Source organism: Flavobacterium sp. CFS9 (assembly GCF_041154745.1).
Lineage (GTDB): Bacteria > Bacteroidota > Bacteroidia > Flavobacteriales > Flavobacteriaceae > Flavobacterium.
The window spans coordinates 4,646,194-4,668,340 of record NZ_AP031573.1 but is presented as its reverse complement, the minus strand read 5'-3'; the positions used below and the strand labels follow the sequence as shown (position 1 = coordinate 4,668,340).

Below are 22,147 nucleotides of genomic sequence, written 5' to 3'. Positions count from 1 at the left end.
TAAAATTAATTTTATTTTTTTTTAAATAATTGTCTTTCTTAGGTTATTTAACCTCTATCATACAATTTCAAAACTTTCTTTTTTGCTTTTGGCACAATGATTGTCTATTTTTACCGCTAATCTTGTAAATGAAATACTTTGCACAGATTTAGCGAAAACTAACGCTTGTAACATTATATTTGCGGTTAGTATGAAATATTTAATGACAAAACGACTTATATACTATTATGTCAAACCATAAAATACTCACAATTGACAATCTGTCACTTCAGGAATTTGACTCAGAAGCAGATTTGATTCCATTATTAACTCCGGAAGACGAAGAGGAAATGAACAACGAAGAGCTTCCGCTTTCGTTACCTATTTTACCGTTGCGTAATACCGTTTTATTTCCGGGAGTTGTTATTCCGATTTCGGCAGGGAGAGATAAATCAATCAAATTAATTAATGACGCCAACGCAGGCGGAAAAATTATTGGAGTGGTTTCTCAGATTAATGAAGAAGATGAAGATCCGTCAAAAGATGATATCCATAAAATTGGAACTGTAGCGAGAATTCTTCGCGTTTTAAAAATGCCTGATGGAAACGTAACCGTAATTCTACAAGGTAAAAAACGTTTCGAAATTGACGAAGTAGTTTCAGAAGAGCCTTATATCACTGCCACGATCAAAGAAGTTTCAGAAGAACGTCCGGCAGAAGATGATACAGAATTTACCGCTATTTTAGATTCTGTAAAAGAATTGGCGATTCAAATTATAAAAGAAAGTCCAAACATTCCGTCAGAAGCCACTTTTGCGATTAAAAACATTGAAAGCCAGTCGTTTTTGATCAATTTTGTTTCTTCGAATATGAATTTATCCGTAAAAGAAAAACAAGGTTTGTTATCGATTAACGGATTAAAAGAACGTGCGCTTGAAACTTTGCGTTATATGAACGTGGAACTGCAAAAATTAGAATTGAAGAACGACATCCAGTCAAAAGTTCGTTTTGATTTAGATCAGCAGCAGCGTGAATATTTTCTTCACCAGCAAATGAAAACCATTCAGGAAGAATTGGGAGGTGTTTCTCAGGAAGAAGAAATGGATGAAATGGGATTGAAGGCCAAAAGTAAAAAGTGGGACGAGAAAACGCAGAAACATTTCGAAAAAGAATTGTCAAAAATGCGTCGTATGAACCCGCAGTCTCCTGATTTTGGAATTCAGCGTAACTACCTGGAATTGTTTTTAGAATTGCCATGGGGTGAATATTCTAAAGATAAATTCGATTTAAAACATGCACAAAAAGTATTAGATAAAGATCATTTCGGACTTGAAGAAGTAAAGAAAAGAATGATCGAACATTTGGCGGTATTGAAACTTCGTAACGATATGAGATCGCCAATTATATGTTTGACAGGGCCTCCGGGAGTGGGTAAAACCTCAATTGGACGTTCAGTTGCCGAGGCTTTAGGGCGTGAGTACGTTCGTATTTCCTTAGGTGGTTTACGCGATGAAGCCGAAATTCGCGGACACAGAAAAACGTATATCGGTGCAATGCCGGGACGAATCATTCAGAGTTTGAAAAAAGCGGGAACATCAAATCCTGTATTTATACTGGACGAGATTGATAAATTGTCAAGCGGAAACAGCGGTGACCCGTCTTCAGCTTTACTGGAAGTATTGGATCCGGAGCAAAACAATGCTTTTTACGACAACTTCCTTGAAATGGGATATGATTTGTCTAAAGTAATGTTTATTGCGACTTCAAACAATATGTCAGCCATTCAGCCAGCATTACGCGACAGAATGGAAGTTATTAAAATGTCCGGTTACACCATTGAAGAAAAAGTTGAAATTGCCAAAAGACACCTTTTTCCAAAGCAATTAGAAGCACACGGATTAACCGTTAAAGATTTGACCATTGGTAAAAAGCAATTGGAAAAAATTGTAGAAGGTTATACACGTGAATCGGGAGTTCGTAATCTGGAAACTAAAATTGCTCAGGTCATTCGTAATGCCGCAAAAGCGGTTGCAATGGAGGAAGAGTACAATAAAAAAGTAACCGATGAAGATATCGTGACTGTTTTGGGCGTACCAAGATTAGAACGTGATAAATATGAAAACAACGATATTGCAGGTGTAGTTACAGGTTTAGCCTGGACGAGTGTGGGTGGAGATATTTTGTTTATTGAGTCTTTGATTTCTGAAGGAAAAGGAGCTTTGACCATTACCGGAAATCTTGGTAATGTAATGAAAGAATCGGCTACAATTGCTTTAGAGTACATCAAAGCCAATGCTAAAAAATTAGGTTTGAATGTTGAATTGTTTCAAAAATACAACATCCATTTACACGTACCGGAAGGCGCAACACCAAAAGACGGTCCAAGTGCCGGAATAGCGATGTTAACGTCTTTAGTTTCATTACTTACACAAAAGAAAGTAAAGAAAAGTTTAGCAATGACAGGAGAAATTACACTTCGTGGTAAAGTTTTACCGGTAGGTGGAATTAAAGAAAAAATCCTGGCAGCAAAAAGAGCTAATATTAAAGAAATCATTTTATGTCACGAGAACAAAGATGATATTGATGAAATTAAAGCCGAGTATTTAGAAGGGCTAACTTTTCATTATGTGAAAGAAATGAGCGAAGTTTTGGCTTTGGCATTGACTGATCAGAATGTTAAAAACGCGAAAACGCTGAAATAAAGTTGGACTTCAAATTCCAAAATTCAAATTCCAAATTCCAAAACTGAAATCTCAGATTGGAATTTGGAATTTTTTTATTGTAATTTATTTTTATAATTGATATAATTTTATCTTCGCACTTGCGTTATCCCACTATAGGATCGCCCCAGAAGAATGTTAAAACAGTTTGTTTTATTTTTATTAGTAACAATTTGTTCCGTTAGTTACGGGCAAATAGGAGGGCGGTACACCTATCAGTTCTTAAATTTGACGACTTCTCCGAGGCAGGCAGCATTAGGAGGAGAAACAATCACAATTTATGACGAGGATGTCAATCAGGTGATGTCTAATCCGGCGGCTTTAAATGAAGACATGGACAATCGTCTTGCTCTGAATTATGGGAGTTACTATGGAGAAGCTTCTTATGGAACGGCTTCATATGCTTATACTTACGATAGACATGTACAAACATTTTATGCTGGAGTGAGCTATGTCAATTATGGTTCGTTTGAAGGTTATGATGAAAATGGTCAGGCTACTTCTAATTTTACCGGGAGTGAGGGCGCACTTTCATTGGGCTACGCTTATAATGTTCCGTATACGGATTTGCATATTGGAGCGAATGCCAAGTTAATAACTTCTACGTTAGAAAGTTATAATTCGATAGGAGGAGCAATTGATTTAGGTTTTTTGTATGTAATTGAAAAAAATGATGTAAATTTGGGTCTGGTAATCCGTAATATAGGTACACAGTTTACAACGTATTCAGGAATAAAGGAAAATTTACCATTTGAAATCGTGGCCGGAGTTTCTCAGGAATTAGAGCATGTGCCCCTTCGCTGGCATCTTACATTAGAAAATTTGCAGCAGTGGAACATCTCTTTTTCGAATCCCGTTCGTGGAGGAACCGGCATAGACGGATCAACAAACAAAGAAAAAGTTTCGTTTTTAAACAACGCTTTAAGGCATGTTGTTTTAGGAGTAGAACTTTTCCCAAAAAAAGCATTTAATTTGCGTTTAGGATATAATTTTAGAAGGGGAGAAGAATTACGGGTGAATGAACAGCGTAATTTTTCAGGGGTGTCAGTAGGATTTGGATTAAAGATGAACAGATTAAAATTTAACTATTCATATTCCAGATATACGTTAGCAGCAAATACAAGTCTTTTTGGTCTAATTTTAAATTTTCAGTAATGATATGAAAATACTTAGTTTGTTTTTGTTTTTAACAGTAGGAGTTTTAACGGGTGCAAAACACTACTATAAAAAAGAAACCACTATTTCCAGTTTGGAAGTAGAACGTATGAATCTTAGGGTAAACGAAATAAAAAACATGATTAGTATTGATTCTAAATACAATACTAAAATTGCTTTTTTCGTTGACATGAGTATACCGTCAGGCAAAAATCGTTTTTTTGTTTACGATCTGGTAAACAATAAAATTATCGATCAGGGGCTTGTAGCTCATGGTTCAGGGTCAGAAACCGGGGTAAAAGGAAGTTTACGTTTCAGTAATACTCCTAACTCCAATTGCACTGCTTTAGGCCGCTATGCAATTCAGAAATGTTACAAAGGAATCTTTGGAAAAGCCTATAAATTAAACGGTCTGGATGAAACCAATAATAATGCTTTAAAAAGAGCTATAGTGTTACATTACTACTCTGCAGTTCCTTATGAAGAACAAGACTATTACATCAGCAACAGCCACGGCTGCCCGATGGTGAACGAGCAGTTCTTTAAAAGACTCGAAAAATATATAGATTGTTCTAAGTCAAATATCATTTTGGATGTTTATTATTAGAACGCTTAAAGTATAATTTCAATAAAATAAATCATACAGCTGTTGTTCTTTCAACAGCTTTTTTTATGGTTTGATTTTTTATAATATAATTAATTAAAAAAAGTTGGGGAGAGAAGGGCTGAAAGCCCGAAAAGCAAAAGTATAGTGCGCAGCACTATGAATTAGATTAAGGTGTAGAATTGCCCTGAAAGGGCAAAAGCAATTTTTGCCTCTGTAAATCTCAAAAAAAACTTAACACATAGAAACATAGGTTTCATAGCTGTTAAGGAGTGTAAAAAAGAAACAAGTTTCGTACACATAGTTGTCTCTGTGTATTTTAAATAAGTGAAACATCTTTTTTGAGAATATTAAACCTATGTTCCTTTGTGTTTAAAAATAATTGCACACCACAATGGGTTAATTAAAAAAAATAATCTAAAATGTAGTAAGGTGCTTTTTTATGAAGGGCTGCGTTAGGGATGGAAGCGGTATCCTTTTGCGAAACCTTAAAATTTTATGGTTTATATAAATTTTCTGTCGAAAAAGATTTAGCGTACAGCCCGACCCGGAGGGTAACGCTATCACTAGTAATAAATTAGAATGTCTTCACGAGAGATTGTTTTTCATTATTATTTTGATGTTCCGTATAAAGAGCAAAAAGGATATATTTGCAACAGTTATGGATGCCCGATGGTGAATAAAAAGTATTTTGAAAAAGTGGCAAAAATAATTGATAATTCCCGTTCAGAGATTTTGATGTACCTATACTATTAAAAAGGGATTTGAAGCAGTAAATAAGTTTAAATTAAAAAAAATATAAAAATTGAAAAAAATTACCATTGCAATTGATGGATTCTCCTCAACTGGAAAGAGCACTTTGGCAAAACAATTAGCAAAAGAGCTAGAGTATGTTTACGTAGATACCGGAGCGATGTACCGTGCTGTAGCGTACTTTGCCATGCAAAACCAGCTTATTGCAACCGATTTTTTTGATAAAGCTGCCCTTGTAACCGCTTTACCGAACATTCAGTTAGAGTTTAAATTTAATGCCGATCTGGGTTTTGCCGAGATGTATTTGAATGGCGAAAATGTCGAGAAACAAATCAGAACCATAGAAGTTTCCAGTTTCGTTAGTAAAGTAGCAGAAGTTTCTGAAGTGCGCTCCAAATTAGTAGAACAGCAGCAGGAAATGGGAAAAAACAAAGGTATTGTAATGGACGGTAGGGATATCGGTACCGTAGTATTTCCAAATGCCGAGCTTAAAATATTCATGACAGCCAGTGCCGAAACCCGCGCACAAAGACGTTTCGATGAATTGCAGCAAAAAGGTGACGACGTTTCTTATGAAGACGTTTTAAAAAATGTAGTAGAAAGAGACTATATCGATACACACCGCGAAGATTCGCCTTTAATTATTGCCGATGATGCGATAGAAATAGATAATTCTTACTTAAACAGAGAAGAACAGTTTACAGCAGTGCTGGAATTAGTAACAGATGTTGTTAAAACAGTTTAATTTTTTGTAGATATCATTTTTAATGGTAGTTTTACCGCTTCATTTATTTTAAAGACAATTTCATCATATGGGAATTAAAAACAGGTTGATTATAATGAGCTTTCTTCAATTTTTTGTTTGGGGAGCCTGGCTTATAACAATTGGAAATTATTGGTTTGGAACTAAAAACTGGGAAGGAACCCAGTTTGGTTTGGTCTTCGGAACCATGGGAATTGCTTCTTTATTCATGCCCACTTTAACCGGAATTATTGCAGACAGGTGGATTAATGCAGAAAAATTGTATGGTGCCCTGCACATTCTTTATGCAGCAGTTTTATTTGGTATTGCACACGTTACCACACCGGATAATTTTATATACGTAATGTTTATTGCAATGTGCTGCTACATGCCAACCATTGCTTTGAGTAATTCTATTTCGTATACCTCGCTTAAATTAAATAATAAAAATATTGTAAAAGATTTTCCGCCTATCCGTGTTTGGGGAACTATTGGTTTTATTGCCGCAATGTGGATCACTAATTTAAGTGGAAGCAAAGCAACAGAATATCAGTTTTACATTGCCGGAGTTGGTGCGTTGATTCTTGGAATTTATGCCTTCACATTGCCAAAATGTAAGCCGCAGCGCCTTACTAAAGAAGACGCTTCTCTGGTTGAAACTCTTGGATTGGAAGCCTTTAAATTGTTTGGAAATTATAAAATGGCCTTGTTTTTTGTGTTTTCTATGTTTTTAGGAGGTGCTTTACAATTAACTAATGCCTATGGGGATGTATTTTTAGACGAATTCAAACATTTTCCTAAATATGCAGATTCTTTTGTAATCCAGTATTCGACTATCATCATGTCAATTTCTCAGGTTTCTGAGACCTTGTTTATCCTTGCAATTCCATTTTTCTTAAGACGTTTTGGAATCAAACAGGTAATGCTGATTAGTATGCTGGCCTGGGTACTGCGTTTCGGATTATTTGGTTTTGGAGATCCTGTAGGAGGTTTATGGATGATCATATTATCATGTATCGTTTATGGAATGGCATTTGATTTTTTCAATATCTCAGGTTCGCTGTTCGTAGAAAGCAATACCGATTCGAAAATACGTTCCTCTGCACAAGGATTGTTTATGATGATGACCAATGGTATAGGAGCCGTTTTAGGAAGTTTAACCTCAGGTTGGGCTATTGATCGCTTTTTTACTAAATCATTCACCAATGCAACTGAATTGGCTTCATTTTTACAAACAGACAGCTCAAATTCAAAAATGCTTGATTTTGTAAAAGGTCAAGGTAATTCCGTTTCGGCTGAAGGAATTTTTGCCAATCCTATTTTAATGAAAGACTGGCACACCATCTGGCTGTCATTTGCAGCTTATGCCTTAGTGATTGCAATTGCATTTGCGATTTTATTTAAACACAAACATGACCCGAAAGAAATAGAGAATTTGAGTCATTAGAAATAAATAAACAGTATTTGGAATCCCGTTTTCATCAATAGAAAACGGGATTTTTTTTGAAGTAAAATCTAACATCACACGGAGGCAATAGTATAACGGATTGCTAATCTAAATCTACCGTGTCGAATAATGACAAAATTGTACAAGAAAAAAACTGTAAAATACAATTTATCCTACTTTTTTGCGAAATATCTTTGTTTGTGTAGTGAAACGACTAAGTCACTATAATGAGTAAATAAATTTAAAATTCAAAAAACATGACAAAATTAAAATTAGCAATTTCTACTATGATTTTGCTCGCTACTACTATGACTGCACAGCAGCAAGGAAATAACCTGAAAGTAGTTGCCGCAATGGATATTCGTCCGGGTGACGTAGCAGTATCGGCTGAGGGCAGAGTTTTTGCGACCATACATCCATTAGGAAGCCAGAAGATGCAGTTGACAGAGATTGTAAACGGAAAAGCTATTCCTTATCCCTCTGCCTCTTTCCAGAAATACGATGCAGAAGCATCCGATGCAAAATTCGATGCGATGTTAGGATTAATCTTTGATAAAAACAATCAGTTATGGGTTACCGATATGGGACTCGAATTAGGTAAATCAAGACTTTGGGCCTTTGATATCAGTAAGAATAAGGTAGTTGAAAAAATTGAATTGCCTCAAACTGTTGCGCCTAAAGGTACATTCACGCAGGATGTCGCCATTGATGAAAAAAATGGTTTCGCTTACTTAGCCGATATTGCCAATCCGGGGATTATTGTTCTGAATCTGAAAACAAAAAAAACACGTCGATTTAGCGGACATGTATCTTTACAGGCAGAAGATAAAGACATGATTATTGATGGTAAAGTAACTTATTTTGGAGGAAAACCGGCTCGTGTAGCCATTGACCCGATTACACTTTCAAATGACAGGGAAACGATATTTTTTGGAGCAATGAATGGAACTTCATGGTACAGTGTGCCGGCTAAACTATTCAGAGAAGGTAAAAGTGATGCCGAAATTAGCAATGCCATAAAAAAAGTAGGCAGTAAACCTTTTAGCGATGGTGCTTTAACAGATGAAACAGGAAATCATTATTTTACAAATCTGCAAGAACACGCCATAACAAAAGTGGATATTTCAGGTAAACTGACTACAGTTGTACAGGATGCTCAAAAATTGCAATGGCCGGATAATGTCTATAAAGGACCTGATGGCTGGATGTACATTTCAGTCAATCAGCTCAATACTTCACCTGCGTTTACCGGAGCAAAAGATCAGGGTAATCCTCCTTATTATATTTATCGTTTCAAACCATAAATCAATCTTTCTTATATAGAATGATAATAGTAATATTCGAATTCGCTTAATTTCCCTAATATTATCATTGTACGACCAGTTATTACCTAAGTGATAACGTGTTTTTAAAACATATGGCTAAACAGTAAGAATAGACTTATGTTTGCGCAAGTAATGCGATGGTTTATTACAGATTGCGTTTATGATTGTACAGTAAAAGTTAATTTTAAATATTACAAATACATAGATAATGAAAAAAGTAGTCAGCATAGCAATATTATTTTGCGTCCTTACAGCAAATGCTCAGGATAAAGGGAAAAGTGAAATTAGAGTAGGGTATAGTGATGCAACATTTCTTCTTATGGGAGAAGTATTTGCAAATGCATTAAGTTAAACTGTGGTTTCCGGTATAACCGGAGTCAGGTACAAAGATGCAAAATCAACCACATTCGGTATGTTTGAAGCAGGTTACCGTTACAACATTGGAGAAAGATTTAAGGCAGGGGGTGATTTGAGTTACCTTAGAACCGAAGATAAATTTGAAAAAAGTGATACAAACCCCAATACAGTTACCAGAAAAAGCAATTATTATATGGGAATGATAATAGGGCAATATAGTTACATTAAAACATCTTTCATTGATTTTTATGGCTCCGGTGGTATTGGGGCGATCTCTTTGTCTACAAAAGAGGAAGGCAACGGTGGTTATAAAGATAATGCCTTAGGATTTGCCTTCCAGGTTAATCCGGTTGGTTTGAGAGTAGGCAAAACATTTGGAGCTTTTGTAGAGTTAGGTTTTGGATATAAAGGAATTGCTACGGAAGGGCTTAATTATAAATTTTAAAAGAAGATTTAAAGATAAACTAACTAACCAATTTAATTACTAACAATTAACCATTTTTAAGAGGGGAGAAATCCCTTCTTTTTTATGTTATTATGTGATATTTTCCATAGCAAGTAAGCGTTGGGAGGAATTGACAAAGAAATTACTTAAGACATAGCAGTCTCTGTGTGTTTTATATAAGTGAAGCACCTTTATTGAGAAGGTTAAATCCATGTTTTTATATATTTTAAGAATAAAATCACTGATAATCAGGTTTGTATGCTGTTGAGTTTAGAGTATATTCCACATTTACAACAAAAGACATCAATTATTGCATAGGTTGGTGCACTTATTGAAACCGGCATTCGAATCCCGTGAGACTACTCTATATTTGTACTCAGAAAGCAAGTTTTATCAACTAACGGCACCTTTAAGAATTAAACAGCATGCAAATCATGATGATTTGTATATCATAAATTTTGATCTTAGCGAAGAGGTAAACTGGATCCAGATTCGTGATACAAGTTATAAAATTGGCTCTTTAGCAAATCTAGGACTTTTTGTCTGGAAAAATAGTGTAGAAAATACATATGAACACCCGGCTGGAAAAAGGATATTTACAATGCGTTTAATCGTAGATCAAAAATTATTGCAGCCTTTGTATGCTAATACTCTTAAGGGCCATAATAAATTTGACAGAAATGAATTGTGTTTTTATGATCTCATTGATAGTAACAGTAGAATATTAATCGATTCAGTAAAACAGAAGAGAGTTTTGGATCAATTTTCCAGTTTTTATTTGAAAGGAGTGGCCTTAAAATTACTGGGAAATTTTATCCAACGATATTCAGATACCGTTTTGCCTTCGTTGAGGATAAAAAAAACAGATCTGAGCGGCATGGAGATTTCTAAAAAGTATTTACTCCATAATTTAAAGAATAAATTCCCCGGAATTGCAGAGTTGTCAAAAAGTGCCAATATGTCAAGTAGTAAATACAAAAGACTCTTTAAAGAAATTGAAGGTGTAACACCAAATGATTTCTTTAAGAGAGAAAAGATTATTCTGGCGCATCAATTATTGTGTAGTGGATCTTATAATTCTATTGTTCGGTTGGCCTACGATCTTAATTTCACCAGAGTAGATTATTTTTCAAAGAAATATTTTAAAGTTTTTGGAAGGAATCCGTCTGAGGATTTGATTATTAAAAACAGTTGATTTTTTAACTGAAGTTGCGTTTTTGTTACTTACGTTTTGAAAAGCAGCAGTATTATATGCCAGAGGGTACACACTTATTGAAAATATTCTTAAAAGAACTAGAGTGCTCTCATTAAAATTGTTAGTTGAGATTTAAATCTTAACTGATTAAAGTTCTAAGCCGATCATGAAGAAAATTATTGTTGTTGTGATTTTTAGTTTAGTTTGCTGCCAAAAGAAAGGTAAAGCAGATTGTAATTCTGTTGATTATCAATCTGTTACAAATCATAAGAGTAAAAAATCTGAATATTGTGAAGATACCATTAAATGTAAGTATCTGAATAGGAGTGTTTTTAGTGACGCTCCGGTTAAAATACTATCCTCAACTTTAAGAAATAATGAATACTCGAGTTTTAAAGATATTCGTATGACTTTTAAAAACGTTACAAACAAAGATATTCAGGCGATTAAATTTCAGTGGTATACAGAAAATGCTTTGGGAGAGCCTTCAAATCTAAGGTCTTCATTTTATCTCCGTGGTGAAAGCTGCGGACTTTATACAGAGTTTTTTAAAAAAAAGGGATCATCTACGGTCGTTTTTGAGGAGTTTTCGAGTGATGCAAAACGCATTATTAAGGCTCAAGCCTATGAAGTAGTTTTTTCAGACGGGACGAAATGGAATCCCAGAAAACAAAAGTACCTAGATATTTATTTGATTAAATGTTATAGAAAAAGGTAGTTATTCTAGATAAATAGAGTGTGAAAAGTAATCGATTGATTCAAGTAAATAAACATTGCTTGAAGAAGGAATATAAAATCATTTAAAGATGTAGAAATTTTAAAATCTCAAAAAGATGACTTTTTTTATGATACTCCTTATTAAGGAACGAGAGTATTTAAAGAGTAGAGGAATAGAGGTTGAAGATGCTTAGGTTAAGTTAGATATAAAGGATTAAAAAAGCACCCGAATTTGGGTGCTTTTCTATAGAATATTGGTTTTGCTTTATAAATTATTTCTAATATTTATCGACAGATTCACGTAAAAGTATCATCCTTTTAATCTGTGGTAAAAGGTTAGATATTGTTGTAGTTTTTATATGGATCGTACCTACGGAACTTCCTGTATTGTTTTTTTTCAACGAATTAAAATCCGTTGGTACAAAATGGATCGTTGCTTCGGAACTGTTGTCAAAAAAATCTCTTTTCAGCCAAGGACCCTGAAGCAAATGAAATCTTTGCGGCTCTAGGCTTAACGAGAAATTCTAATCTGCGCGAAAACAATTAATGTTACAGTCTTTGCAAAGACCAATGTGTTTCTTGTGATTAGAAAAAAATCAAACCGGAAGATTCTTCTCAAATGCTGATCCAAAAGAGAAAAACGAATCAGTACTTCCCACACCTTCAATTTGATGAATTTGCTCGTATAAAATTTTGCGAAGCTCTTCATTATTAACTGCCACGATTTTAATAAATAAGGCATACTTTCCCGAAACCCAATGGCATTCTACCACTTCCGGAATTTCTTTTAGTTTTTCAGCAATAGAATAGGAGAATCGTGCTTCTTTAGTCACAATTCCTGTATAGGTAGTGGTTTCAAAACCAATCTCTTTAGGGTTTAATTTTACTGAAAACCCGGTAATAATTCCCGATTCCTGCAATTTTCTAACTCTTAAATGCACCAATGAATTGGATATGTTTAGTTCCTTGGCAAGATCTGAAAAAGAGATTCTTCCATTCTCACTTAGTTTATGTATGATTTCGCGGTCTAAATAGTCAGTATTTTCATTCTTCCTGATACTTGGCATGGCTGGGCGTAGTTTAGAGATTTCTATTATTTTGACAATTCTAAAGTTAAAAATGATTTTATAAGTGTCAAAATTACAAAAAAAAGGCTATGAAATGTCGGATTTTAAATAAACGTAAAAGTAAGGTGTTATAATTACACTTTTATATATAAATTTGTGTGATAATCACACTATTTTAACAAAACGGAAATGGATAAAAATCAATTACTTATGAAATTATGGGAGCAATATGCCAATATTACCCCATCTGCAAGAAGAATTCATGAATTACTGGAAGAAAGAGGAGAAGAAATAAAAAATGACCATATAGCGATTCGTACTTTTAATGATAAGCGTGTAAATATTGAGGTTTTGGAAAAGCCTTTCCTGAATGTTGGTTATGAAGCAAAAGGAGAATACAATTTTGAGAGCAAAAAACTTTTTGCGAGACATTATGAGCACGCTACTGATAAAGATGCACCGAGAATCTTTATTTCGGAACTGGAATTAGAAAAATGTTCCTCTGAGTTACAGGACTCAGTACAAAATATTCTGAACAGTTGCGATCAGAACTTGTTTAACGATCCTGAATTGGTTTTAAGCGGATCTGTGTGGAAAGGGAATTCTCAGGCCATTTATAAGTCTTTATTGGAGGAATCGGAGTATGCGGCGTGGATGTATGTTTATGGATTCAGAGCCAATCATTTTACGATTAATACCAATGCCTTAAAAGGGTTTGACACGTTGGAAGAGCTGAATACTTTTTTAGAAAACAGCGGATGGAAACTGAATGCTTCAGGTGGAAAAATTAAAGGGACTCCAGAGCAATTATTAGAGCAATCGAGCACACTTGCAGATTTGTATGTAGTCGATTTTGAAGAGGGGGCTTTAGAAATTCCGTCTTGTTATTATGAGTTTGCGCTTCGTTACCCAATGGCGAATGGAGAATTGTATCAGGGATTTGTTGCCTCATCTGCTGATAAGATCTTTGAGAGTACAGATGTAAAGTTACAAGAACTTAAATAATTACAGGAATTAAGTATAGTTATCATTATCATAATCAGTTTTTTATATTATAAAACTGGACAACCTATTTTAAAAAAGTCATAATGGCAGTAACAGAATTACAATTCGGAATAAAGGAAGCTTTAAGCCAGTTGGGAATAAAAGAAGTTAATGAAGGAACTTCAACCGGAGTGAATCATTTTTCAGGAGGGGAAATTCTGGAGAGTTATTCTCCGGTAGACGGACAATTGATTGCAAAAGTTAAAACATCAACTGCTGGAGATTACGAAAAAGTAATGGAGGCTGCAACAACAGCTTTCAAGCAATTCAGACTAATGCCGGCACCACAGCGTGGAGAAATTGTGCGTCAGTTTGGGGAAAAGCTTCGCGTACATAAAGAGGCGTTAGGAAAATTAGTTTCTTACGAAATGGGGAAATCTTTACAGGAAGGTTATGGTGAAGTACAGGAAATGATTGATATCTGCGATTTTGCAGTTGGACTTTCCCGTCAGCTTCACGGATTAACCATGCATTCAGAACGTCCGGGGCATCGTATGTATGAACAGTACCATTCTTTGGGGGTGGTCGGAATTATTTCGGCTTTTAATTTTCCGGTGGCGGTTTGGGCCTGGAATACAGCTCTGGCCTGGATTTGTGGTGATGTTTGCGTTTGGAAACCTTCAGAGAAAACTCCTGTTTGTGCTATAGCTTGTCAAAATATTATAAGTGAAGTCATTAAAGAGAATAATTTACCGGAAGGTATTTCAGGTTTGATCAATGGTGACTATACCATTGGAGAGTTATTAACAAAAGATACACGTGTTCCTTTGATTTCGGCTACTGGTTCAACTCGCATGGGAAAAATTGTAGCGCAGGTAGTTGCAGGACGTTTAGGAAAATCATTATTGGAGTTGGGAGGAAACAATGCGATCATTGTAACTCCGGATGCTGATATTAAAATGACGGTTATTGGCGCTGTTTTTGGTGCCGTTGGAACAGCGGGACAAAGATGTACGTCGACACGCCGTTTAATCATTCACGAAAGTATATTCGACAAAGTAAAAGATGCAATAGTAGCTGCTTACAAGCAACTGCGCATCGGAAATCCGTTGGACGAAAAGAACCATGTTGGTCCATTGATCGATACTCAGGCTGTTGAAATGTACCAGCAGGCACTACGAAAAGTGGTAGCCGAAGGCGGAAAAATTTTGGTTGAAGGCGGTGTACTTTCAGGTTCGGGATACGAAAGCGGCTGTTATGTAAAACCTGCTATTGCAGAGGCTGATAATTCATTTGAAATTGTACAGCACGAAACTTTTGCTCCGGTTTTATATTTATTAAAATACTCTGGTACTGTCGAAAATGCAATCGCCATTCAAAACGGTGTAGCACAAGGCTTATCCTCAGCAATCATGACTAATAATTTGAGAGAAGCCGAATTATTTTTATCGGTTACAGGCTCTGACTGTGGTATTGCGAATGTTAACATCGGTACTTCCGGTGCTGAAATTGGCGGTGCTTTTGGCGGAGAAAAAGAAACAGGCGGTGGGAGAGAATCCGGCTCCGATGCCTGGAAAGTGTACATGCGCAGACAAACCAATACGATCAATTATACCACTAGTCTGCCATTGGCACAAGGAATAAAATTTGACTTATAAAATAAACGAATACCAACCGTTTTTCTAAAGGCCAAATCAAAGAGAATACCGCACTTTATAAGGCAGTTCTGTAATTGAATGTTTTATAAAGTGCTTGCCTACAAATAAAAAAAACTAAAAAAGCGAAATTTTAATTAACCAAAACCATTACCAAAATGAAAAAACTACTCAGTAGGAAGTTCTATTTTCTTCCTTTATTGTTATGCTTGTGGTTGCCAAACATCAATTTTGCGCAAGCAAATCAAGCACAAAAGACCATTTCCGGAAAAGTTACTGATGATAAAAACAATACGCTGCCGGGTGTGAGTATTTCGATTAAAGATTCTAAATACAATGCTGCAACAGATATTGACGGAAATTATACTTTGGTGTATTCATCAAGTCTTGTGAATCCGGTTATCGTTTTCTCTTATATGGGATTTATAGAGAAAAGTGAGGCTGTAAACAACCGTGGTGAACTTAATATTACCATGCAGGAAGAAACCAATAAACTGAATGAAGTAGTCGTTATTGGTTATGGTTCTCAGAAGAAAAGCAACGTTACGGGAGCTATTTCTACTGTTAAAAAAGAAAGTTTAGAAACCAGAGCGACGACAAGTCCTTCTGAAGCACTTCAGGGCCTAGTAGCAGGGGTAAACGTGCAAAAAAGCGGTGGTGTGGCAGGAGCTTCTGTGAGCGTAAAAATCCGTGGGGTAAATACCTTTGGAGCTACAGAACCACTTTATATTATTGACGGATTCCAGGGAGATATTAATACGATAAATCCAACCAATATCGAATCGATGGAGGTATTGAAAGACGGTGCTGCGGCTGCTATTTACGGATCTGTTGCTGCAAATGGGGTTATTATCGTAACCACTAAAAATGGACAAAAAGAAGGTGTAAAAATAGATTTCAGCTCTTTTTTAAGTATCACCAATCCATCGAAAACATTAGATTTATTAGATGCTGACGGATATCGTACGGTTCATAAAAGAATGTACGATGAGTACAATAAGTATGCGGCTTCACCAAAAGCACTTCCGGCTTATATAACAGCTCCGTCTGATGTTAATACCGACTGGCAGGATGAAGTTTTCCGTTCCGGATTTACACAAAACTACGGTTTGGGAGTTCAGGGAAGACAAGGAGATTTTAAGTTTGCTTTATACGGAAACTTTGTAAAGCAAAAAGGAATTATTATCGACAATCAATTTGGTTCTCAAACAGGAAGTGCAAGGGTAAGTTTCAAAAAATCGATTTTTGATATTGATGGAAAAATGGCTTATATCGGAACGCAAAATGCATTGCCTAACTTTCAGTTGAAAGAAGTTTATACAATGTCTCCGTTAGTTCCGGTTTATGACGATAATGAGCAATACGGTTATGGATTGACTAATAAAAATGGTTTGCCGGCCGGAACGAACCCGGTTGCCGAAGAGCATTTTAGAAAAAGTAATAATGTAGGGCAGGATATTACAGCTAATATTGCTGCAACGGCTAATATTGCACCTTGGTTCAAATATAAATTGGCCTATTCTTATCGTGTGAAAAATAACCAGCAAACCGCTCATTTTCCCCCATTTATTGCTAATCCAAAAGAGGTTCACCTTTATCCGTCACAACGAGAATTGAGAACAACCTGGAACGAGCAAATATTAGATAACATTATTACAATTGACAAAACTTTTGGAAAACATGTTTTTGGTTTAATGCTGGGTAATACTTTTAACAGTCAGGCTTCTAACTGGAATGACATAACTGTTGAAGGAAAAACAACTGATTATACTGTAGAAAATGGACAATTGGTTTCGATTGACCGTCCATCAGGATTTCTTGACCCTGGTTTTGAAACAATCGGAGCCGGAAGAGGGGGGACTTATACTGCAGACGGTTCAAAGTTTCAATACAATCGTGTTTCATTCTTTGGAAGGTTAAATTATTCGTATAATGATCGTTATTTATTGCAAATGACGGTTAGAAGAGACGGTTCTTCTAAGTTTGGAGCTGACAGCCGTTGGGGAACTTTCCCATCGATTGCATTAGGATGGAAAATCGAGCAGGAAGATTTTTTCCCGAAAGATATTTTTATCTCTACTTTAAAACTACGTGCCAGCTGGGGGCAATTGGGTAACGAAGCCGCTTTAGGATACTATTCTGCTAATACCTTAATTAATACAGGTAACAAGCTAGGTTCAGGTTATGTACAGGGAGTTGGAAGTAATCCTTGGCCGGGAAGTATCGCAGTAGCATTAGAAAACAGAAACTTACAGTGGGAAACTACAGATTCTAAAAATATTGGTATTGATTATACTCTTTTAAAAGGGAAAATCAGCGGTTCGATGAACTACTATCACAATGTGACGGATAATTTGCTGATTACGAAAAAACTGGCTCCATCTGCCGGAGTTGATGATCCGATTCTTAACGTAGGTAAAATTAGCAACAGCGGTTTTGAATTTGAAGTAAATTACCGTGATCAGGTTAATGAATTTAAATACAATGCAGGTTTGAATTTTACGACTCTTAAAAACAAAGTAATATCATTAGCAAATGAAGGTCAGACCATTTATGGTGAAGGATTAAAGTTTGGTGACGAACATTTTCCAACTCAGGCACGTGTAGGAAGTCCAATTAGTGGATTCTATTTGTACAAAACAGATGGCATTTTTCAATCGGTTGAAGAGGTAAATGCTCATAATAAAAATGGTGTTTTATTACAGCCAAATGCAAAGCCGGGTGATATTCGTTTTAAAGATATAAACGGAGACGGAGTTATTGACGATAACGATAAAGCTTATTCAGGAACAGGATTGCCAAAAGTTGAGGTTAACCTTACTTTAGGAGCCAGCTACAAAGGATTTGATTTCTCAGCATTGATTGGAAGCGGCTGGGGGAATAAATTGTACAACGGAAACCGTTATTTTTACGAGTCTATGAGTTCAGGAACTAACATGTTAGCTTCAACATTAAATTCGTGGACACCGGATAACCGTAGTGATATCCCAAGAGCTGTATTGCAGGATCCTAATGGAAACAGCCGTGAGTCTGATCGTTTTCTGGAAAGTGGAAATTTTATAAGAATGCGTCAATTGCAGTTTGGATATACGATACCAAGCAAAATGTTAGGCAAAGCAAAAATAGACAAGCTTAGAATTTATATCAGTGCAGAGAATTTATTTACGATCACCAATTATTCAGGTATTGATCCTGAGTTTTCACGTAGTTCTGTACTTAATACCGGTATTGATCGTTTTGTGTATCCATTTACAAGATCGTTTGTATCGGGTATTCAGTATATATTTTAATTCTATTTTATAAAAGACATCATCATGAAAAAGATATTTTTATTATTTTCCACTATAGGTTTGCTGACTATAACAAGCTGTAGTGATTATCTGGAGCAGCAATCTCCGGACCAATTGACCTCAGAGAATTTCTGGAGAAATAAAGCCGATGCCGAATCTGCTTTGGCTGCCACTTACGGACAGCTTGAATGTGCTACTAATGAATGGTCTTTTGCCGAAGTAAAATGGCCGGTAGAAGCCTATCGTGAAGACATAAACGAATTGGGAAGCGATGCTTTGAACTACCAAAACTGGGTTGAACTTTCAACTTTTACTTATACGAACGGAAATAGTCAGTTCACCAGTTATTGGAAAATTAATTACAGAGGAATCAGTAATGCCAATCAGGTGATTGATAAATTACCAAAGGTTCCGGCTTCTGCCATAACAGATGCTGACCGTAAACAAATTGAGGCGGAAGCCCGTTTTTTACGTGCCTATTTTCACATGAAGTTGCTTTTGAACTGGGATAAAATTTACATTAGAGATAAATATGTAACCAAAGAAAGTGATTTAAATGTTCCGTTATCAACAAGACCGGAGGCCTGGGATTTTATCACAAAAGAGTTTAAAGCGGTGGCAGACATACTTCCTGCAAAACAAACTTCTGATAAAACAGGACGTGCAACAAGCGGAGCAGCTAACAGCTACCTTGGATTTGCATATTTAACCAGAGCTTATGAAGAAACAGCTCAAAAGCAAGCTTTTTTAAACGAAGCGCTTACGGCATTGAATAAAGTTCAGGGCTATGAGTTAGTGAAGGATTATGTATCGATGTTTGACGGTACCACAAAAAATACCAAAGAGTCTATTTTTGAATTGCAATTCTCTGAAACCACTGCTAATGGTGCTTTCTACCGTAACGCTCTTCATTACTGGATGGCAGCGGGAGAACTTGGCGGATGGGATGAAATTTTGCCAAGCCCTATGTTGATAAATGAATTCAAAAAAGAAGGAAAAATTGCGACCACAGGAAATTATGACACGCGTTTTTATAGTACGATTTTCTTTAAAGATCCTTATTTTAATGATGCTAACAATCCTTTGGTATTAGGAACTACTTACGATGAAAAATTTGAAGGTAAAGACAAACCAGTGTACCGCAGATACATTCCTAGTACTCAGGACAAAATGAATCAGGAGTTTACGGCAATCAACATCCCTTTGATGCGATATGCGAATGTATTGTTGATGCAGGCTGAGGCACTGAACGAGTTAGGCCGTACCGGAGAAGCGATTCCGTATATCAATAAAGTTCGTGAAAGAGCAGATATGCCAGCTATGACCGGAACAACAGCAGCCGATGTAAAGGCTCAGATTGAACACGAAAGAATCATAGAATTTCCGTTAGAAAACTACCGTTTTTATGATTTACGTCGTTGGGGAAAAACGAAAGCGGCACTTGATGCAGTAGGACGCAGCGGTTTTGATGCAGCAAAAAACAATTTTTACCCAATTCCATTAACGGAATTACAAACCAATTAATTCGATTAATTGATTTTAGTACCAGAAAACATTGGATTAAAAAATATAATTGGTATAACTTTAAAAAGAATAGCCTAATTTTCGGGCTATTCTTTTTATCTGATAAGTAAGAAAGCAATTGTTTGCGCTGACTTTTTTATCAACAGTAACAAATCAAAAAAAACAAAATAACATGAGAAAAAGGGAAATACTTTTTATTCTTGCGTCCTTTTTTATAGTTCAATCAGGCTGGTCTCAAAAGAAATATCCCAATTTAGAAGCGGCCCAAAACAGCATCAACTATAAAGGTAACCCGATAAATGCCACTGATCGAAAATCACTGGCGTTTTCAGATAAAGGGGCTTGGTTTGGGTTTGGATTTTTTGAACCATCAGCAGTGGAGGCTGGATTTTCCGGACCTTTTCTAATGACAGAACAAAACGGTGTCTGGTTAAGTCCTTCGTTTGTTTCTTTACAGCTTACGGATGAAAACAAAAAAGAAGCCATTCAGTGGAAAAGTACACTGGTGAAGCAAAATAGTTACAACAGTCATCTGGAACAGGAATTTAAGAACGAAAAGCTAACAGTAAAACAACAGTTGGTTTATCTATCCGGTCATTCGGCTTTACAAAGAACAAGTATTACGAACACATCAGGCAAAACGGTAACACTTTTTCCGTCCTATCATTCAACACTTTTTTTAAATGATTTACAGCTTTCAAAAGAAGGTAAAAAGTTAAAAATTGTTTCATCAAAAAGCACAGCAACAGGTTACATTCAGTTTTTGAATAGTACGCCTGAAATTGAAATTACGAATCAGGGCTACAAAGCTCAGACAGAGAAACTGATTCTAAAACCAAATGAAACTAAAGAAATAGTGGTTTCACAAACCTTTATTTTTTCTCAGTATTCCTGGAAAACAGAAAATGAGAGCATTGCTAAATCGGCATTCAATACTATTCTGAACAACACACAAAAAGAAAAAGAAACTCAACTGACGCAATTAATTGCCAGAAAGAAAAATATTTACAAAGAGGTCGTTTACTCTAATTTGATTGCTAAACTGCTACTGACCTTACAAAACAATACCCGAATTGCTGCCGAAGGCTTGAAACACGGTGGACTTTTCCCAAGCTACAATTACGAATGGTTTCATGGTTTCTGGGCTTGGGATAGTTGGAAACATGCCGTTGCAGTTGCCAATTACGATTCAGAACTGGCAAAAGATCAGATGCGTGCTTTATTTGATTATCAGGAGCCAAACGGATTTATTCCGGATTGTATTTACAGAAACAATCTTCTAGAAGAAAACAATTACCGAAATACTAAAGCACCTCTTGCAGCATGGGCCATCTGGAAGATTTATGAAAAATCAAAAGACGTTAATTTCATAAAAGAGTTTTATCCGAAGTTAAAATTATACCACAATTGGTGGTATAAAGAACGCGATCACGATCAGGATGGTTTGTGTGAATTTGGCTCAACTGATGGAACTGTGATTGCAGCCAAATGGGAAAGCGGAATGGACAATGCCGTTCGTTTTGACGATAGTAAAATTCTGAAAAATGGCGAAAAAGCCTTTTCGTTAGATCAGGAAAGTGTAGATTTAAATTCCTTTCTATATGCCGAGAAGAATTATTTAGGAAAGATGGCTGCTGTTTTAAAATTAACAGAAGAAGCCAAAAAATATAAAGAAGAAAGCGCTGTGTTGAAAGTTAAAATTCAAAATCAGTTTTGGGACGTTGCTACAGGTTGGTTTTACGATACGACTATCGATGGTAAAACGTTGATAAAAGCAATGGGCTGTGAAGGATATTTACCCGTTTGGGCTGAAGTAGCTACCGCTGAACAAGCTCAATTAGCCAAGCAAAACATGCTTGATACGGCCAGTCTGAACACTTTTGTTCCTTTACCAACACTGGCAGCCAATCATCCAAAATTCAAACCGAATAATGGGTATTGGAGAGGGCCGGTCTGGGTTGACCAAAGTTATTTTGGTATAAACGGACTGGAAAAGTACGGCTATGTGAAAGAAGCTAACGAACTGGCTCATAAATTAATTTCCAATGCCGAAGGAGTTTTGGACAAAGGGACTTCTATCAGAGAAAATTATCAACCTATTACAGGAAGAGGATTGGAAGCCTATAACTTTAGCTGGTCGGCCTCTCATTATTTAATGCTGCTTTTAGAAGATAAATAGACAAAGGAG

General features: G+C 36.0%; 17 protein-coding genes. 16 read left to right on the top strand and 1 reads right to left on the bottom strand.

Going from position 1 to position 22,147, the window contains the following annotated elements:
- The first annotated feature begins 227 nt into the window (after positions 1–227).
- From lon to ACAM30_RS19610, 11 genes are all read left to right on the top strand, one after another.
- The gene (gene lon / locus ACAM30_RS19660; RefSeq protein ID WP_369616213.1) at positions 228–2,681 is read left to right on the top strand and encodes an endopeptidase La; all 2,454 of its coding nucleotides are present in this window, start codon (positions 228–230) and stop codon (positions 2,679–2,681) included.
- A gap of 153 nt (positions 2,682–2,834) precedes the next feature.
- The gene (gene porQ, locus ACAM30_RS19655; protein WP_369616212.1) at positions 2,835–3,854 is read left to right on the top strand and encodes a type IX secretion system protein PorQ; all 1,020 of its coding nucleotides are present in this window, start codon (positions 2,835–2,837) and stop codon (positions 3,852–3,854) included.
- A gap of 4 nt (positions 3,855–3,858) precedes the next feature.
- Positions 3,859–4,461, top strand: a complete 603-nt coding sequence (locus tag ACAM30_RS19650; protein ID WP_369616211.1) for a murein L,D-transpeptidase catalytic domain-containing protein — start codon at positions 3,859–3,861, stop codon at positions 4,459–4,461.
- A 579-nt stretch (positions 4,462–5,040) separates the two neighbouring features.
- Positions 5,041–5,214 carry a murein L,D-transpeptidase catalytic domain-containing protein gene (locus tag ACAM30_RS19645; protein ID WP_369616210.1) on the top strand — a complete coding sequence of 58 codons (174 nt, stop codon included), beginning with the start codon at positions 5,041–5,043 and terminating at the stop codon, positions 5,212–5,214.
- 49 nt (positions 5,215–5,263) lie between these two features.
- A complete protein-coding gene (gene cmk, locus ACAM30_RS19640; RefSeq protein ID WP_369616209.1) occupies positions 5,264–5,956 on the top strand; it encodes a (d)CMP kinase in 693 nt (230 codons plus the stop codon).
- A 67-nt stretch (positions 5,957–6,023) separates the two neighbouring features.
- A complete protein-coding gene (locus ACAM30_RS19635; RefSeq protein WP_369616208.1) occupies positions 6,024–7,400 on the top strand; it encodes a nucleoside permease in 1,377 nt (458 codons plus the stop codon).
- Between the two features lie 257 nt (positions 7,401–7,657).
- Positions 7,658–8,704, top strand: a complete 1,047-nt coding sequence (locus tag ACAM30_RS19630; protein WP_369616207.1) for an L-dopachrome tautomerase-related protein — start codon at positions 7,658–7,660, stop codon at positions 8,702–8,704.
- A gap of 229 nt (positions 8,705–8,933) precedes the next feature.
- The gene (locus tag ACAM30_RS19625; protein WP_369616206.1) at positions 8,934–9,077 is read left to right on the top strand and encodes a hypothetical protein; all 144 of its coding nucleotides are present in this window, start codon (positions 8,934–8,936) and stop codon (positions 9,075–9,077) included.
- Between the two features lie 3 nt (positions 9,078–9,080).
- On the top strand, positions 9,081–9,527 hold the full coding sequence (locus ACAM30_RS19620; protein ID WP_369616205.1) for a hypothetical protein: 447 nt from the start codon (positions 9,081–9,083) through the stop codon (positions 9,525–9,527).
- A 310-nt stretch (positions 9,528–9,837) separates the two neighbouring features.
- Complete coding sequence (locus ACAM30_RS19615; protein WP_369616204.1) at positions 9,838–10,722, top strand: helix-turn-helix domain-containing protein; 885 nt, start codon at positions 9,838–9,840, stop codon at positions 10,720–10,722.
- A gap of 166 nt (positions 10,723–10,888) precedes the next feature.
- The gene (locus ACAM30_RS19610) at positions 10,889–11,440 is read left to right on the top strand and encodes a hypothetical protein (protein WP_369616203.1); all 552 of its coding nucleotides are present in this window, start codon (positions 10,889–10,891) and stop codon (positions 11,438–11,440) included.
- Positions 11,441–12,035: 595 nt separating this feature from the next.
- Here ACAM30_RS19610 and ACAM30_RS19605 read toward each other — a convergent pair.
- Positions 12,036–12,506: an Lrp/AsnC family transcriptional regulator gene (locus ACAM30_RS19605; protein WP_369616202.1), complete on the bottom strand. Its 471-nt coding sequence runs from the start codon at positions 12,504–12,506 to the stop codon at positions 12,036–12,038.
- Positions 12,507–12,716: 210 nt separating this feature from the next.
- Between ACAM30_RS19605 and ACAM30_RS19600 the strand changes: the two genes are divergently transcribed.
- The 5 genes from ACAM30_RS19600 (at position 12,717) to ACAM30_RS19580 (ending at position 22,138) form a co-directional block, all read left to right on the top strand.
- Positions 12,717–13,511 (top strand): DUF1338 domain-containing protein, encoded by a 795-nt coding sequence (locus ACAM30_RS19600; protein ID WP_369616201.1) that lies wholly within the window; start codon positions 12,717–12,719, stop codon positions 13,509–13,511.
- Positions 13,512–13,594: 83 nt separating this feature from the next.
- The gene (locus ACAM30_RS19595) at positions 13,595–15,148 is read left to right on the top strand and encodes an aldehyde dehydrogenase family protein (protein ID WP_369616200.1); all 1,554 of its coding nucleotides are present in this window, start codon (positions 13,595–13,597) and stop codon (positions 15,146–15,148) included.
- A gap of 155 nt (positions 15,149–15,303) precedes the next feature.
- Complete coding sequence (locus ACAM30_RS19590) at positions 15,304–18,435, top strand: SusC/RagA family TonB-linked outer membrane protein (RefSeq protein ID WP_369616199.1); 3,132 nt, start codon at positions 15,304–15,306, stop codon at positions 18,433–18,435.
- A gap of 24 nt (positions 18,436–18,459) precedes the next feature.
- Positions 18,460–19,959 carry a RagB/SusD family nutrient uptake outer membrane protein gene (locus tag ACAM30_RS19585; RefSeq protein WP_369616198.1) on the top strand — a complete coding sequence of 500 codons (1,500 nt, stop codon included), beginning with the start codon at positions 18,460–18,462 and terminating at the stop codon, positions 19,957–19,959.
- A gap of 172 nt (positions 19,960–20,131) precedes the next feature.
- Positions 20,132–22,138 (top strand): trehalase family glycosidase, encoded by a 2,007-nt coding sequence (locus tag ACAM30_RS19580; RefSeq protein WP_369616197.1) that lies wholly within the window; start codon positions 20,132–20,134, stop codon positions 22,136–22,138.
- Positions 22,139–22,147: the final 9 nt, after the last annotated feature.

What these genes read in the sequence shown, in the direction of transcription:
- lon (WP_369616213.1), top strand. Translation starts at nt 228, where the DNA reads ATGTCAAACCATAAAATACTCACAATTGACAATCTGTCACTTCAGGAA.
- porQ (WP_369616212.1), top strand. Translation starts at nt 2,835, where the DNA reads ATGTTAAAACAGTTTGTTTTATTTTTATTAGTAACAATTTGTTCCGTT.
- ACAM30_RS19650 (WP_369616211.1), top strand. Translation starts at nt 3,859, where the DNA reads ATGAAAATACTTAGTTTGTTTTTGTTTTTAACAGTAGGAGTTTTAACG.
- ACAM30_RS19645 (WP_369616210.1), top strand. Translation starts at nt 5,041, where the DNA reads ATGTCTTCACGAGAGATTGTTTTTCATTATTATTTTGATGTTCCGTAT.
- ACAM30_RS19635 (WP_369616208.1), top strand. Translation starts at nt 6,024, where the DNA reads ATGGGAATTAAAAACAGGTTGATTATAATGAGCTTTCTTCAATTTTTT.
- ACAM30_RS19630 (WP_369616207.1), top strand. Translation starts at nt 7,658, where the DNA reads ATGACAAAATTAAAATTAGCAATTTCTACTATGATTTTGCTCGCTACT.
- ACAM30_RS19625 (WP_369616206.1), top strand. Translation starts at nt 8,934, where the DNA reads ATGAAAAAAGTAGTCAGCATAGCAATATTATTTTGCGTCCTTACAGCA.
- ACAM30_RS19610 (WP_369616203.1), top strand. Translation starts at nt 10,889, where the DNA reads ATGAAGAAAATTATTGTTGTTGTGATTTTTAGTTTAGTTTGCTGCCAA.
- ACAM30_RS19605 (WP_369616202.1), bottom strand. Translation starts at nt 12,506, where the DNA reads ATGCCAAGTATCAGGAAGAATGAAAATACTGACTATTTAGACCGCGAA.
- ACAM30_RS19600 (WP_369616201.1), top strand. Translation starts at nt 12,717, where the DNA reads ATGAAATTATGGGAGCAATATGCCAATATTACCCCATCTGCAAGAAGA.
- ACAM30_RS19595 (WP_369616200.1), top strand. Translation starts at nt 13,595, where the DNA reads ATGGCAGTAACAGAATTACAATTCGGAATAAAGGAAGCTTTAAGCCAG.
- ACAM30_RS19590 (WP_369616199.1), top strand. Translation starts at nt 15,304, where the DNA reads ATGAAAAAACTACTCAGTAGGAAGTTCTATTTTCTTCCTTTATTGTTA.
- ACAM30_RS19585 (WP_369616198.1), top strand. Translation starts at nt 18,460, where the DNA reads ATGAAAAAGATATTTTTATTATTTTCCACTATAGGTTTGCTGACTATA.
- ACAM30_RS19580 (WP_369616197.1), top strand. Translation starts at nt 20,132, where the DNA reads ATGAGAAAAAGGGAAATACTTTTTATTCTTGCGTCCTTTTTTATAGTT.